The sequence below is a fragment of the Stenotrophomonas sp. 109824_Sma genome, from assembly GCF_056480025.1.
Window position 1 is genome coordinate 1,769,876 of record NZ_CM151078.1, and the last position, 13,942, is coordinate 1,783,817.

Consider the following 13,942-nt stretch of genomic DNA (forward strand, 5'->3'; position numbering starts at 1 on the left):
GGCCGGCGGCTTACTTCCCCGTTCGTCCGTATTCCTGCATGTCCTCATGCAGGATCCGCCGCAGCTCGATGATGGCCGGCGTGGCTTCCTGCACGCTGTGCCCGGACACGATCACTTTCTCCGAATCCGCGTGCGGCAGGTGCGAGCTCCAGTAGGGCACCAGCCCGTCGTCGGTCTTTTCCAGCGGGCCATCGGCCTTGGCGCGGGCGATGATCGAGTGGTAGTGCACCTTCGGTGACATCGGCAGGTCGGCGACGGCGCGGACGAACGGATCGTCCTTGTCCAGGTTCTGGATGCTGTTCATCTGGTAGCCGTGCTTGCCATCGTTGCGATCGATCTGGCCGTCGTTGGCCAGCGTCGTCACGTCTTCCAGCACGGTCAGCGGCAGCCGTACCAGGCGGCCAATCCAACGGCCGAGGCGGGTGCCGGCCACGTCGGTGCCGCGATGCGGCGTGGCGATGAACACCACCCGCGATACTTCCGGTTCCGGCAGGAAGGTCAGCACCGGCGCGCCCTTGGTGCGCAGCAGCTCGCGCTGGGCGGGCGTCATCTGCGCGGTGGCCAGCAGGGTGTCGACCAGGTGGTCGCCGGAAGAGGACACCATCAAGCGCGCGATCACCCCGCCCATGCTGTGCCCGACCAGCACCATGTCATGCGAGGCCTGCGCCTTGCCGCTGGGGTCGAAGTGCTTGAACACTTCGGCCAGCGTGTGGCGCATTGCATCGTGGCTCATCGCGATGGGCATGTTGGTCGGGTAATAGAACTGCCAGACCTGGAAGTCCTGGCGGATCTCGTCGTCGCGCATCAGTTCGTTGGCCACGTTGACCCAGGCCTCCGGACTGCTGGCCAGGCCATGGATCATCAACAGCACGCGGCGGTTCGGGTCGTAGGGCTGCATCATGTAAAGATGCGGCGTGTCGATGCCGCCCTTGCCACCAAACAACGAGCGCAGCGACTGGTGGCTGAAGTTCGAGCGTGCCAGCCACAGTGCATAGCCCGCAGTGAAGTTGGCCGCCAGCGGCACCTGCTGGCCATGCAGGGTCACTTCCGAGACCTGGTAGGGATCGTGGATCTCCAGTTCCGGCTCGTCGTCATGCAGCACTTCCCACAGGTTCTTGCCCGAGAAGCGCAGCAGCACCGTCATCGAAGGCGAGGGCATCTCGCTCCAGCTCTGCGGGGCTGGGGTGCCTGCCTGCGTGGCAGGCGTCGTTGCCGCAGGCGGGGTGGCCGTGCTGCCGGCAGGGTCGTCCATCACCGCCACCAGCTCGGCACCGAAGCCATCGCGGCGATGCACGCTGCGCAGCGTGCCGGTGAACGACAGCGAGGCCGCCGGTACCAGCTCGGTGGGGGTACGCGTATCCAGCGGCGATGCTTCGCCTGAAGGGGCCAGCACGAAGGTCCAGCGGCCCAGCTGGAAATGGCTGGCCTGGCCGTGCACGCGCCCGGTGGCATACGCGTTGTACAGCTGCACCGAGGCTTCCTGCACAGCCAGGTTGTAGTAGTCGCGCACCTGGGTCTGGCGGTCTTCGAAACCACGCTGGTTGGCGGTGCGTTCGGTGAAGAACAGATAGGCATAGGCCTGGCGCGCAACCTGCATCCAGGCGTCCAGGCGCGGCTGGAAGTCGGCATCCAGCTCGGTGATCGCAGTCTTGGCGCGGCCGGATGCCGAGTACTCGCGCTTCGGCGCCGGCAGGGTCATCGCATACTGCAGCCACAGCTCGGCCAGGCTGGAGCGCTTGTCTTCCTCGCGCACCACGATGCTACCTTCCATCGCCTCGATGCAGGGCAGGCCGGGTTTGGCACAGACGCCTTCGTCGAGGCCGGCCACCCGCAGGGTCTCCGTGGTTGCCGCGCTGAGCTTGCCGGAGGTGAGGATGTCACCGCGCTTGAGCGCGATGTACTGGCCGGGCGTGACCGAGGCGACCTGCACCGACGGCCCGAACTGGCGAAGCGTCGCGCAGCCACCCAGGGTGAGCAGCACGGTGATGATGAGGGTCGTGCGGCCGATGAAGCCCAAGCCCGTGGTAGCCATACGATCCTCCTGCGCGGTGGCGCCACTCTAGCGGCCGGCCTGTCAAAGCGGAATAGACCGGGCGGTCGGTTTGGGCCTGGCCGCCGTGGGCGATTCAGCCATTGCCGTGTGACACTGCGGTGAATGGAAGGGACACGGTGATCGCGATGGCCTGGCTTGAAACCCGCATTCCCCCGCCCGTGGTACTGCTGCTGTGCGCCGCTGCAGGCTTTGCAGCACGCTGGCTGCTGCCGGGTTTGCACTTTCGTGTGCCGGTGCCGATCCTGCTGGCAGGCGTGACGATGACGCTGGGTGTCGTGCTCAATCTGCTGCCCAAGCTGTCGTTCCAGCGCGCCGGTACCACCGTCAATCCTCTGCGGCCTTCGGCGTCGAGCGCGCTGGTTACCAGCGGAATCTACCGCCGCACGCGAAATCCGATGTATCTCGGCCAGGCGCTGGTCCTGTTTGGTGCCATGGTGTACCTGCAGAACCTGATCGCGCTGCTGGTGGTGCCGCTGTTCCTGGTGTACATCACCCGGCTGCAGATCCTGCCGGAGGAGCGGGCACTGATGGCCCGCTTTCCCGAGGCGTACGCGCAGTACCGTCATCGCGTGCCGCGCTGGCTGTAGCGTCGGCTACCCCATCAGCGGCTGATCTGGCACTTCACCGCTGCCGAATAGCCTTCGTAGTCGTCACCCGCGATCACGTGCAGGGTGTGGCGCTTGTCGATGCGCTTCACGTAGGACGGCTCTTCGGTACTGGCGTGCTCGTTGACCTCGGTCACCGACCAGGCCTTGGCCAGGCGCTTGGAATCGACACCGTTCAAGTACACGAAGAGGCTCTTCTCGCCTTCGGCCACGTTTACATCGGCACTGGTGACCGTGCCGCCAAACAGCGCGACCGGCTTGTCCTCCGGCTCGAACGTGCCGCCTGGCTTCTTGGCCAGGCCGGCCGCCTGCAGCGCATCGATGGCTTCGGCCGCACTGAAGTTCGAGCCGGCCTTGCAGGCCAGCAGCGCTTCGAGCGTGGCGGTGCCGGGGGGCGCGATGGCTGGTGTGGCAGCGTGTGTGGCTGGGGCAGCGGCGAAAGCAGCGAGGAGCAGGGCGAGCGTGGTTGTGGCGGTTTTCATTGCAGATCCTTCTGGCGGTAGCAGGGCGGGGGAATGCAGCGATGGAGGGGGAGCTTCATCCTGATTATGCGCCACGCTTCCTGCACGACGAGCAGGCACAAAAAAGCCGGAACCCCATCGACGGGAGATCCGGCTTCTTGCGGCCTCGACAGGCCATACAGATGGTGGAGGTGGGCTCTATCCCACGAAGCCCGCAAGTTGTTGATAGGGAAAGTGGTTTGGCACGTCGCTGAAGACGCATGCCCCCAATGATGCCCCCGCCTACGCCGCCCTTAACAGGTTCGATTCCTCTGGGTCGGGTGGCGACCGCTCCGCCAGACGCTCGGCCTGCCAGGCGTCTACCTCCGCTTCAACCCAGGCAACCATGCCCTCTCCGAGAGGAACCGCAGCCGGGAACGTCCGTTCATGGATCCGCTTGTAGATGGTGGTCTTGCTCAGGCCAGTGCGGCGCCGGACCTCCGGCATCCGAATGAAGACGAGCGGGGTTGGGCTCGCCATGATGTTGTCGCTCATGCTTCCTCCTTCGGCGCGCCGGCGGCGGCCAGATTGGTGCCGCGGCGGCGGCGTTTCGATACGGGGGCCATGATCCGGTCGGCTTCGGCCCGGTCCCCACGGGAGAGTTCGATCAGGGCCAGGCCACGGGCCTCCCAGGAGCGCACGGTGGCCTTGCTGGCCTTGGCGAGGTCCACCCCCGACAGGCTGGCCAGAATGTGCCCCACCTCGCGGTAGTCGGGCACGTCGGTGCCCTGCAGCAGGTCGGCGTTCATGCGGCCTGATCCAGTGGCGGCTCCAGGCCTTCGAACAGGTCAGGCATCGACATCTCCCGCTCGGCGGCCTGCAGGTACTTCACCCCATCAAGGAAGTAGCTGGTAGACAGCTCTGCGGCCCGGCCGCGCCGGCGCAGCTTCAGGGCGCGGTACGGGACGGTGAACAGCCCGCCGAAGGGATCGAACACCAGCTCACCCGGGTTGCTATAGCGCTCGATCAGGCGATCCACGATGTCGAACTGCAGGGGGCAGATGTGGTTCTCCAGGCCCTTCTTGGTCTGGTCACCGTTGAGCGTCAGCATGCGGTTCACGTCGTGCCACACATCGGGGTGGTGGCTGCCGGGCGCCAGTGACATGAAGTCAGAGGGCAGCGCCCCGCGTGCCTCCAGCTGCTCACCGATGCGCACGTGGGCCTCGTAGTCGTAGACCTCGGCCAGGCTGTGCTGGGTGAAGATCTTGGCCAGTTTCCCGGGCCCCAGCTTGGCCAACTCCTCGGTCGTCATCAGGCGGTTGCCGCTGGAGCGCCAGAACGCATGCGCGTCGACCTGCCAGCGCGCCCTGGTGTAGGCGGCCTTCTCCTTCCGCACCGGCTCATCGGCATAGCCCTTGGACCGGTTGGTCTGCGGCTTTCGCAGCAGCACGATGTATTCCGGGGAGCCGGCGCCCATCTTCGTGCCGTCCTTGCACTGCTCCGACCAGCCCAGGCGATAGGTCTGGTTGTTCTCGCGCACCACGTCCGTGACGACGGTGATCAGGCCCATGTAGTCGAAGCCGTGCTGGCGGTAATGGAAGATCGTTTCGGCATGGAAGGGGCTCACGGTCGGCGCGCCCGCGCCGGTGACGGAGCCGAACTGGATCCGGTCCTTCACGTGGATGGCGGCGATCCGTCCTGGCTTCAGGACCCGCAGCAGCTCCGGCGCCAGGTGGTCCATCTGGGCCCAGAAGTGCGCGTTGTCGTCGGTGTGCCCGAAGTCGTTGTAGCTGGGGCTGTATTCGTAGTGATTGGCGAACGGGATCGAGGTCACGATCAGGTCGACACTGTCCTCGGCCATGACGCGCGCTTCCAGCACGCAGTCGTTGTTGGCTACCGTCCAGCCTTCGCCGCTGGCCTCGATCCGCTCCACGCCGATCGAGCGCTGCAGCACCTGCGCCATGGCGGCCTTGCTCAGGCCGTATTCCCGGATGATCTCGCTCATTTTCTCCACCATCTGTTCGTGCCGCTTCCACTTCTCCATGAGGCTGGCCAGCACCTCGCGCTCGCTTTCAGCGTGGACGATCCACACCTCGACGCCGTGTTGCTGCTGGTACCGCTGGATGCGGTGGATCGACTGGATGAAATCGTTGAACTTGAAGCCAATGCCGGCGTACACGGCCAGGTGGCAGTGGCGCTGGAAGTTGCAGCCGCTGCCGGCGATGACCGGCTTCGCCGACAGGATCCGGGTCTCGCCGTCGCTGAAGGCCACAACCGCCGCCTCGCGCTCGTCCAGATCCTGGTCGCCGTAGATGCTGACCGCCTCCGGTACCGCTGCAGCGATGGCGTGGCGCTCGGCTTCCAGGTCGTGCCAGATCAGCCAGTGGTCGTCCGGCCGGGCAGCGACGATCTCCTGAACCGCCGCCACGCGCGCGGGCAGGGTGTCGCGCTTCTCGCGGGCGGCATCGATGACCCCCAGTGCGGCATCGCGGAACATCTTGGCCTGGCCGTCGCGTTCAGTACCGGCGCTGCCGTGGTCAACCGGCACCTCATGGAAATGCACCTGCAGGGCGGGCAGGTCATACCCCTCATCGCTGTAGCCCAGATCGGAGGGGCGCTGCAGGAACAGGGCCCAGCTGGCCACCCAGAGCCAGAACTCACGCTCCTTGTGCGGGTACAGGGTCAGGTTGTTCGCCTTGGTGCTGTCGCGCTTGAACCAGCGGGTCAGCGCCTGGCCGGTGTCCATGACGCCCAGGAAGCCCGCGTAATGGATCAGCTCCTTGTAGCGGTTCGGGCTCGGGGTGGCGGTGGCGACGAACCGATACCGGACGTCATCGAACAGCGTCAGGAACTGCTGGTAGGTCTTCGATCCGAAGCTGCGCAAGACTGAAGCCTCATCGAGGCTGGCCGCAGTGAACAGGTTGGGGTCCAGCTTCGCGTCACGCACCGATTCGTAGTTGGTCAGGTGCACGCCGTCGAACTCGGGGTCGACCTCGTCGCTGGAGCGCACGAACCGGGTGGCGATGCCCAGCATCGCGGCATCGCGCCGGAACTCCTGGCGAACACCCAGCGGGATCACGATGCCGACCGCGCCGCCCTGGTGCTGCCGGGCGAGCCTGCAGATCTCCAGCTGCTGCACGCTCTTGCCCAAGCCGAAGCGCTGGAACAATGCGCGGCGCCCGCCCTGGCAGGCCCAGACTACGCTGTCGCGCTGGTGAGGTTTCAGGATCGGGGAGACATCCTCCGGTTGCAATTCGAAGCCCAGAGACGGCGCGACGCGGACCTTGCGCTCGAGGAAGTCGCGGTAGGGGTCAGCCATTGCCCACCGCCGTCCTGTCGATCAGGGCCAGTAGGCGTTCGCCTTCAGCGCGGCTCGGCGTCCCCGGGAAGGTGTACGCGATGAAGAACTCGACCGGCTGACGGAACCGCCCGAAGTCCACAGCCTGCGCGTGTTGCTTCGATGCCATGCGAAAGACGGCCCGGTCCCACGCAACGCCCGACATGCCGCCGTTGTGCTGGCCGCTATCCACCATCTCGCGGTACAAAGCGTTGAGACGTGCGTCGATCTCGGTGTCGGTGATCTGCACCACCCGCTGGCTGGCGGCGAAGTCGGCAACTGCTCGCGCATACCCGGAATCGTATCCCTTGGACCATGATTCGATATCTGGGAGCGCGTCGGCCGGGGAGGGCAGGGCGGCGAGGCTGCGCGTATTCCAGTGTTCTGTCATCGAGGTCCGCAGCCATTCGATGCCGTAGCGGAGGGTGCGCTGGTGTCGCTGGATGCAGCCCATGCTCTTGCACTTCAGGGTGAGACCGTTGTTCTTGTAGGGCACGAACTCGGCACCGTTTCCGCAGAACGGGCAGGGCAGCAGCCCATCCCCCAACTGCACGCATCCGCCGTGCTTTACGGTCGCCAGGGTGGCGGGGGTCTTGTCGGTGGTCATGCGTGCTTCTCCAGAAGGAAGGTGGGATCGATCTGCCAGCCAGCCTCGCGGGCGCCCTGCAGGCGCAGCTCGTTGGCGTCGAACTCATCCAGGCCGAGGGCCTGAATCGATGCCTCCAGATGCTCAGGTGCGAGCGGTCGGTTGACAGCGAACAGGGAATAGACGGTGTGCGCGCTGCGGCCCCAAGCCGGGGCCAGATCCATCAGCCGCATGCCCTCCTCTCGGAGGTGGCGGCGCAGCAGCTCGCGAACCGTGCGCGCGTCCTTGGCGATAACCATCGGGCGGCCGGTGATCTTCCGGCGCACATGCATCACCTGGTGGCGACGGGCGCTCATGCGGCCTCCTGCATCAGGGCCTTGACCAGCGCCTTTGCGGTGCGGTTCGGGACCGCGTTGCCGATTTGCTTGGTGATCTCGGTGGCGTTGCCGGCGAAGTCGTAGACCTCGCCCTCGTCATCGAACGAGGTGGCCCGTGCCAGCTCGCGCCAGTGCAGCATCCGGTAGTTGATATCGATGCGGATCTCGTCGGCCCCGTCTGCCGCAGCGGCGGCCAGGCCCAGCTCGCCCCGGTTGGCACCGGTGATGGTCGGCAGCGGTTCATCCAAGCCGCGCACGCGCTCGCCGCCGTGGTGGGTCACCGGCATGGTGAACGGCTCGGCCAGCGCCAGGGATTCGGAGCAGGTAATGGTGGGCATGGGCTCGCTGGCCGGCCGCATGTCGCCGGTGCGGCCGGTGCCGACGTTGCCGCGCATGACGATGGGCTGCGCCATGCTGATGTCGCCACCGGCTGCAGTCAGGGTCGGCAGCGGTCCGTCGAGATCCAGCACTCGGCCTGCGGGGTCCCTGCCGTCGCTGTCGCCGTGCGAGGCGCGCATCAGCACCGGCTCAGCCAGGCCGAATCGTGCCTTGGTGGTGACTGACGGGACCGGCTCGGCCACGGACGAGGCAGTGAGCCCTGACCCGCCGCCGTAGTACGGGGCAACCAGCGGCACTGCCAGTGCCTGGTCGCCGCCCTTGGCAGTGGTGACCGTGCGGATCGGATCAGCGGCAGAGCGCGGCACGCCGGCGCTGCTGGTGTTCGACGTGGGCACGATGATCGGCTCGACCAGCTGCGGCCGTGCGCAGCCGGGGCGCTCGCTGCCAGCGCCACCGGTAGTGATCGTTGGGAGCGGCTGGTCCAGATCACGCGCTGCACCACCACTGCTGGTGGCCAGTACCAGCCCCACATGGCCGCCGCCTGCAGTGAGCGTGGGCAGCGGCTCGTCGGCGGACTTCGCCGTGGCCTGCAGGTGCTGCGCGCTGGTGCCGCGCAGGTGCACCAGCATCGGGTCCACCTCGATCAGGCCCTGGGCGATAGCGTCCGCACGGTTGAACACTAGGCGCGGCACGGTGCCGTCCAGCAGCGCCTGCACTGCGTCGTTATAGGGCTGGGGCCAGCGGTACTTCTGCGCGCCCGCCAGGATCCGACGCAGCGTGTTGGGCTTCAGGGGCTTCTTCCGGCTGAAGATGCTGTTGCCAGTCATGGTCCAGTCGATTACCTCGCGCGCACCGCGCCAGCGCTGTCGGCTGCCCAACAGGTCGGTACCGCCCACCCGGTCATGGCTCGGCTCGGGCCAGCGCAGGCGCTTGCCGTCGCTGCGGCCGATCAGGAAGAAGCGCCGACGCGTGGTGGGGTCGCCGTAGTCCGCACAGGTCAGGACCTTCCAGTCGACCTTGAAACCTACGGCCTCGAGCGCGGCAACCCATGCGCAGAAGTACTCGCCGCGGCGGGACTTGATCGGCCGGCCGGTGACCAGGCTGCACGGGCCCCATTCCATGAACTCGGGCACGTTCTCCACCAGGATGCGTCCGACCCGAAGCTCCGTGCACCAGCGGACGACGTGCCAAGGATCCATGCGCTGCTGGTCATGCACCGGCCGGCCGCCGCGCGCACGGCTGTGGAACACGCACGACGGGGCAGCGATGAGCAGATCGAGCCGGCCCTCGGGCACCAGCGTGAGCGGCAGCGCCGATTCCAGATCCGCGCAGTGGATGCGGTCGGCGTGGTCCGCATGGTTGCGGCGGTTCGTCTCAATGGCGACAGGCCAGTGATTCACGGCAATCAGCTGCACCGGCCGGCCCAGCTCTCGCATGGCGCGCGCCGCACCGTTCGAAAGGCCGCCGGCACCGCAGAACAGGTCGCCGACCAGCGCGGCGCGAGTGCGGGACTTCGGGGTGATGCGAATGTCTGGCGCTCGGGAGCCGTCAGCCATGGTTTTCTCCAGTCAGTTCGGCGCGCAGCTGCTCAACGCGCGTGCGCCAGTAGTCGATGGTTTCGTCGCTGCTCGAGCGCAGCGTTTCGTGGTGCCCGAGGGCAGTTGCGGCGGTGACCAGGTCCGCGACCAATGCGAGCCGGGTGGTGCTGGAGCTGGTGCTGCCGCCGGCGCGCAGCTCGGCCACCTCGGCCTGCAGTTGCTCGATGCGCTCATTGGCCTGGGTCAGCCACTGCCGGTAGGCGTCCTTCGTCGGCTGCCGCATGCGGGCAGGGATACCGGGCACCTCCGGCGCCGGCACCAGCACCAGGCCGCTCACCCCCGGGCCTCGCGGCGAGCTTCGGCCAGGATCTCGCGCAGGTCGTCCTGCACCTTGCGGTCCTCGCCTTGGGCGATGGCGGCGGCCAGGGCGCGCTCCAGCGCGTAGACCCGGTCGTTCGGGTGGATGTAGGTCATGCGGCTTGCTCCAGGTCAGTGATGCCCATCGCCTGCAGATCGATGTCGTCCACCTTGTCGCGCAGGTAGCGGCGCGCGCTGCGCAGGCGAGCCGCTATCACGGCGCGGTCGTCGTGCGCGAAGAACGTCAAGACGTGCATGTGCAGCGCACGGCGGTGGTCACGGCGGTACAGGCGCCAGGTGATGGCACTACCGTCGACGGTCGGGAACCGGCCCCAGGCAAAACCGATGGTTTCCTTGGGAGCGCGGCGTGCGACGTGGCGGCTCATGGGTACTCTCCGGCTTCCATCAGCGCCAACAGTCGCTGCGCGCGGGCCTTGCGTCGTGGGGAGTGGCTGCCGCGTAGGCGAAGGATGCGGCGCGCTGCATCTCGCTCGGTCTTCTTCTCTGCGAACAGGGAGATGCCCATGTCGCAGCAGGTAATGGCCACGGCGACGTACCCAACGCCTACATCTTCGTAGTGGTATGGGTCGCACCGGCAGAAGGGACAGTTGCTCATGCGGCCTCCTGCATCTGCATTGCCAGCGGCAGCAGGAAGGTGATCTCGTAGAAGCCGTGAGACATCGGGCCTACCAAGAACCCGCCATCGGGGTGAGGATCCCATTCGAAGGCGCCGCCGCAGCAGATTACGGAGTGGTCAGTCTTCCGTGGGCTCTGGCCGGCCAGCAGGTAGTACGCCGTCGGGTTGCGGTTCTGCATGAAGCCCAGGACACCGTCGAGCGAGCTGCCATCGAAGTAGAGGTCGACGGCGAACAGGCCGTGCTCTGCCAAAAATTTGGCCTGGCCAGCCTCCCAGGTGTAGCCCGGGACGGTATGCCCGAGTTGGACGAAATGCGGCACCTGCCACGGCTCAAGATCGAGCAGGCAGCCGATGGCGGTCCGGTGGCAGTCGCCGTAGATCTCATTGTGCGGCTCATGCCGGAACAGCTGGCGGCGACGGATCATGCGCTGGCCGCCTTCTTCCCGCCGCGGCGACCGTGGCCACCCTCAACCACCTGCCGGCGGCTGATCGTGCTCTTGTCGATGCCGGTGGTGCCCAGGACTTGGACCTTGCCGCCGGCCGCCTCGAAGCGAGCCAGGTCGCTGGCCAGCTTCTGCCGGTGCTGCTCCTTCTCGCGATCAGTGGCGCCGCTGAAGACTGGCTTCACGTGGATGCTTGTCATGCTGCTGCTCCTTCGTAGACCCAGCGACGCACGGTCCCGAACGGGACACCCAGCGCTGCGCTGATCTGGTTGACGGTGTTGCCGCTGGCCCGGAGCTGCCGGGCGCGGCGTTTGGTGGTGACCGGCCAATACCGGGCGTGACGCTGGCGCGGTACCGGCATGCCTTGGCAGCGGGCCATGTCCTGGACTGCGCGGGGCGAGCGCCCGAGGGCAGCCGCGACGGTCATCGCGTCGCGGCCCTCCATCTGGCGCAGGGCCCGCAGTTCGCTGGTGCGCCAGAACTCCATCACGCGGCCTGCGCGTAGGTGTCGGGCAGCGGCTGCTGCAGGTGGCGGATCATCGCGCCGCGCATGGCATCGATCTGGCTGGCGTCGTACAGCTTCGAGCCGCGTTCGGTAGAGACCGGCTCGAAGCCCAACTGGCGCAGGCCTTCGGCGTCGATCTTCAGCGGAGCGATCAGGTCCACGACCTGGCCCAGCTTGATCTTGACGACCTCGCGCGGTGCGGCGCTCGGTGCCTGGACGCTGGCCACTGCCGTCGGCGCGGTGCGCACCGGTGCTGCTGCCGGCGAGGCCACGGGCTCGGGCTGCTGCTCTGATGCAGCGGCTGCGGCCTTCTGCGCACGCGCCTCCTCCTCCTTGCGGATCTTCTCGCGCTCGGCGTCCAGGCGTTCCTGCTCGGCCTGCTGGTGCTGGGAGATACGCGCCGCCATCAGGTTGCGCAGATCCTCCGCCGACTTCGTGGAGCACAGCTGCACGCGGTCCGGGAACAGGGCGGCATGCGTGCCCACCTCCATCTCCATGACGCGGATGTTGGCGCGGATCCGCTCAGCCGACTGACTGGCATCGACCTTGGCGTTGGCAGCCACCGTGTCCACTGCTTCCTGCATGCTGGCGAACGAGCGCTTGCCCTTCATCGCGTCGCCGATATCGACGATCAGCGTGGCCGGCATCGGGATGGCGTGCTCGCCCAGCGTCTCGTTGATGGCCAGCACGTGCTGCTGCACCGCGCGGCGGGCAGCGTTGCCGATCTCGGTGCGGCGCTCGTCCTTGCGGGTTTTGACGCGCTTCTCCAGCGCCAGGCGCTTGGAGCGTGCTTCCTCGGCGATCGCGTCGATGGTCTTGAACAGCAGGTCGATGCTCTGGGTCTGGCTGAGCGCGTGCTGCTTGGCGGCCTTCAGCTGATCCTCGATGTCGCCGCACCACTTCACCGTCTTCTCGGCATCCGCGAAGTCTTGGTCGCTGACCAGCTCGGTGCTGATGCCCTGGAACACGGCGATGGCCTGCTCCTTCCATTCGGCGAGGTTCGACGCGGTGACCATGCCGGTCACTTCGATGCGCAGGGCCGGCATCTGGTCCGGGGCGCGGCCGGCGGCCACCGGCTCGGCTACCGGCGCCGGGTCATAGGCCATCACGTCGGCATCGAACTGGGCCCAGCCGGCCACGATCTTGGCGCGCAGTTCCGAGTTCGGCGTGTACCAGCAGTGGCGCTCCTCGACCAGCTCGTCTCCGTTCCACTTCGACGCCATGAACAGCACGCACTCGGCGCCGCTGACCATTGCCTGATGTTCCATCTGCACCTGGTAGTGCAGCGGCAGGCAGGCGTCGCCGCCGTCCAGCGGCATGGCCAGGCGCAGGTCGTCATTGAGCGACTTGTGCTCGAAGGCCTTGTCCTCGAGCAGCGTCAGGCCGTCGAAGCTGGCCGAGAACTTGCCATCCACGCCAACACAGGGATACAGCTCCTCGCCGATGATGCGCTCGGCCAGCGGCCGGGCCAGGTCTTCGAAGCGGTGGCCGTCGGCGAAGCGCTGCAGCGTGGCAGCGTCGTGCTCGATGGTCGCGCCGGTGGCGAACTCCCGCAGCAGCTGGCTGCGGGTCTTGTACGGGCTGCAGCCCATCATGGCCGGCGCGTCGCTGGCGTTGAAGTGGGTAGCGCGGTGGGCATGCCATTCCGGCGTGCCCTGGATCAGGTCGACGGTGATCATTCGACCACCTCCTCAGCCACGGCCGGGCCGGCCTGCTGCTCGCTTTCGGGCTTCGCGGCCAGCGCCAGGATCTGCTTCTTCTGCGCGTCGCTGAGCGCGCCCTTGGTCTGCGCCATCGTGATGATCGCGTCGGGCGTCTTCTTGCCGGCCTTGATGGCGGCCTCCCACTGCGGCAGGGCCAAGGCGAAGGCTTCATCGGTGTAGGCCGGCGGCGTCTTGCGCTGGGCCGTGGGCGCGCCCTCGGTGGCAAACGCGTCTTCCGGGGTGGTGTCGCCTTCCTTGATGGCGGTGACGATGCCGCGCAGCAGGACGAGGTGCTCCAAGCCGATGTCCTCGACGCCGGCGACGCCCAACTTCGCGCAGACCTGTTCGGCAGTGACGCCGAAGCGCTGGAAGTGGGCGAGGGCATCGGCGCGGCGGTTGGCCAGCGTCTTGATGTCGCCCATGATCACCTTCCGTGCCTCGACGTACATGTCCTCCCAGAAGGCCTTGGGCACGCCCTTCAGCACGGCGTTGCGCAGCGCGATGGAGCAGGCCGCATTGGCGGTCACGCCGATCATGTCGGGCTTGAAGCGGCGGCCCTGCCGGTCCACGATCCGGCGCTGCACCTCGTAGGTGATGGCGACATTCCGCTCCAGGTCGTGGAACACGCCCTGGGCGATGATGAACTCGCCCTTGTCATCGATGACGCGGGCGCCGGCGCGGTTGTTGCCCCACGCAGAGGCGATCACCTCGGCGAAGCGGGCGGAAGGGCCTTCGATAGTTTTGCCGTCGCGCGGCAGGGCATAGACACACTGCTCAGCGATGCTCTGGCTCAGCGTGACCATCTGGATGGCTTCGTCGCGGAACTTCTTCAGCGAGCGGGGGAAGCGGCGGGCGGTGCTGATCTGCTGCTCGATTTCCGAGCGGTTGATCATCGCGGCCATGCCCTCCTCGGGGACGAGCTGGCCTTCCTGTACCTGGGCATTCATGGATTCAGATCTCCGGCCGGCAGGGCCGGCGTGCACGGAATAGGGGGTGGAGAGGGCCGGTGCTGATCTCCGGCT

Annotated in this window: 17 protein-coding genes; 1 reads left to right on the plus strand and 16 read right to left on the minus strand. The window is 67.1% G+C overall.

Going from position 1 to position 13,942, the window contains the following annotated elements; translation table 11 throughout:
• Positions 1–10: 10 nt before the first annotated feature.
• A complete protein-coding gene (locus tag ACZK1G_RS08310) occupies positions 11–2,032 on the minus strand; it encodes an esterase/lipase family protein (protein WP_101765287.1) in 2,022 nt (673 codons plus the stop codon).
• A gap of 146 nt (positions 2,033–2,178) precedes the next feature.
• Here ACZK1G_RS08310 and ACZK1G_RS08315 point away from each other — a divergent pair, with 146 nt between their 5' ends.
• Positions 2,179–2,640, plus strand: a complete 462-nt coding sequence (locus ACZK1G_RS08315; protein WP_101766393.1) for a methyltransferase family protein — start codon at positions 2,179–2,181, stop codon at positions 2,638–2,640.
• A gap of 14 nt (positions 2,641–2,654) precedes the next feature.
• Here ACZK1G_RS08315 and ACZK1G_RS08320 read toward each other — a convergent pair whose 3' ends face one another.
• From ACZK1G_RS08320 to ACZK1G_RS08390, 15 genes are all read right to left on the minus strand, one after another.
• Positions 2,655–3,140 carry a hypothetical protein gene (locus ACZK1G_RS08320; protein WP_101765288.1) on the minus strand — a complete coding sequence of 162 codons (486 nt, stop codon included), beginning with the start codon at positions 3,138–3,140 and terminating at the stop codon, positions 2,655–2,657.
• A gap of 261 nt (positions 3,141–3,401) precedes the next feature.
• A complete protein-coding gene (locus ACZK1G_RS08325) occupies positions 3,402–3,653 on the minus strand; it encodes a helix-turn-helix transcriptional regulator (RefSeq protein ID WP_197659275.1) in 252 nt (83 codons plus the stop codon).
• Positions 3,650–3,907 carry a hypothetical protein gene (locus ACZK1G_RS08330; protein WP_197659276.1) on the minus strand — a complete coding sequence of 86 codons (258 nt, stop codon included), beginning with the start codon at positions 3,905–3,907 and terminating at the stop codon, positions 3,650–3,652. The genes ACZK1G_RS08325 and ACZK1G_RS08330 overlap by 4 nt, the downstream gene beginning before the upstream one ends.
• On the minus strand, positions 3,904–6,417 hold the full coding sequence (locus ACZK1G_RS08335; RefSeq protein WP_478448170.1) for a DNA methyltransferase: 2,514 nt from the start codon (positions 6,415–6,417) through the stop codon (positions 3,904–3,906). Before ACZK1G_RS08335 ends, ACZK1G_RS08330 begins: the two co-directional genes overlap by 4 nt.
• Positions 6,410–7,042, minus strand: coding sequence for a hypothetical protein (locus ACZK1G_RS08340; protein WP_197659278.1), 633 nt, complete (start codon positions 7,040–7,042; stop codon positions 6,410–6,412). Before ACZK1G_RS08340 ends, ACZK1G_RS08335 begins: the two co-directional genes overlap by 8 nt.
• A complete protein-coding gene (locus tag ACZK1G_RS08345) occupies positions 7,039–7,377 on the minus strand; it encodes a hypothetical protein (RefSeq protein WP_478448172.1) in 339 nt (112 codons plus the stop codon). Before ACZK1G_RS08345 ends, ACZK1G_RS08340 begins: the two co-directional genes overlap by 4 nt.
• Positions 7,374–9,293, minus strand: a complete 1,920-nt coding sequence (locus ACZK1G_RS08350; RefSeq protein WP_197659279.1) for a DNA cytosine methyltransferase — start codon at positions 9,291–9,293, stop codon at positions 7,374–7,376. The genes ACZK1G_RS08345 and ACZK1G_RS08350 overlap by 4 nt, the downstream gene beginning before the upstream one ends.
• A complete protein-coding gene (locus ACZK1G_RS08355) occupies positions 9,286–9,612 on the minus strand; it encodes a hypothetical protein (RefSeq protein WP_197659280.1) in 327 nt (108 codons plus the stop codon). The genes ACZK1G_RS08350 and ACZK1G_RS08355 overlap by 8 nt, the downstream gene beginning before the upstream one ends.
• Positions 9,609–9,749 (minus strand): hypothetical protein, encoded by a 141-nt coding sequence (locus ACZK1G_RS08360; protein ID WP_197659281.1) that lies wholly within the window; start codon positions 9,747–9,749, stop codon positions 9,609–9,611. Before ACZK1G_RS08360 ends, ACZK1G_RS08355 begins: the two co-directional genes overlap by 4 nt.
• Positions 9,746–10,018 (minus strand): hypothetical protein, encoded by a 273-nt coding sequence (locus ACZK1G_RS08365; protein ID WP_197659282.1) that lies wholly within the window; start codon positions 10,016–10,018, stop codon positions 9,746–9,748. The genes ACZK1G_RS08360 and ACZK1G_RS08365 overlap by 4 nt, the downstream gene beginning before the upstream one ends.
• Before the next feature lie 226 nt (positions 10,019–10,244).
• The gene (locus ACZK1G_RS08370) at positions 10,245–10,694 is read right to left on the minus strand and encodes a hypothetical protein (RefSeq protein ID WP_478448175.1); all 450 of its coding nucleotides are present in this window, start codon (positions 10,692–10,694) and stop codon (positions 10,245–10,247) included.
• Entirely contained in the window at positions 10,691–10,912 is a 222-nt protein-coding gene (locus ACZK1G_RS08375) for a hypothetical protein (RefSeq protein WP_197659284.1), read from the minus strand. Before ACZK1G_RS08375 ends, ACZK1G_RS08370 begins: the two co-directional genes overlap by 4 nt.
• Positions 10,909–11,199 (minus strand): hypothetical protein, encoded by a 291-nt coding sequence (locus ACZK1G_RS08380; protein WP_197659285.1) that lies wholly within the window; start codon positions 11,197–11,199, stop codon positions 10,909–10,911. Before ACZK1G_RS08380 ends, ACZK1G_RS08375 begins: the two co-directional genes overlap by 4 nt.
• A complete protein-coding gene (locus ACZK1G_RS08385) occupies positions 11,199–12,896 on the minus strand; it encodes a YqaJ viral recombinase family protein (protein ID WP_197659286.1) in 1,698 nt (565 codons plus the stop codon). Before ACZK1G_RS08385 ends, ACZK1G_RS08380 begins: the two co-directional genes overlap by 1 nt.
• Positions 12,893–13,867 (minus strand): hypothetical protein, encoded by a 975-nt coding sequence (locus ACZK1G_RS08390; RefSeq protein ID WP_197659287.1) that lies wholly within the window; start codon positions 13,865–13,867, stop codon positions 12,893–12,895. The genes ACZK1G_RS08385 and ACZK1G_RS08390 overlap by 4 nt, the downstream gene beginning before the upstream one ends.
• Between the last annotated feature and the right edge of the window lie 75 nt (positions 13,868–13,942).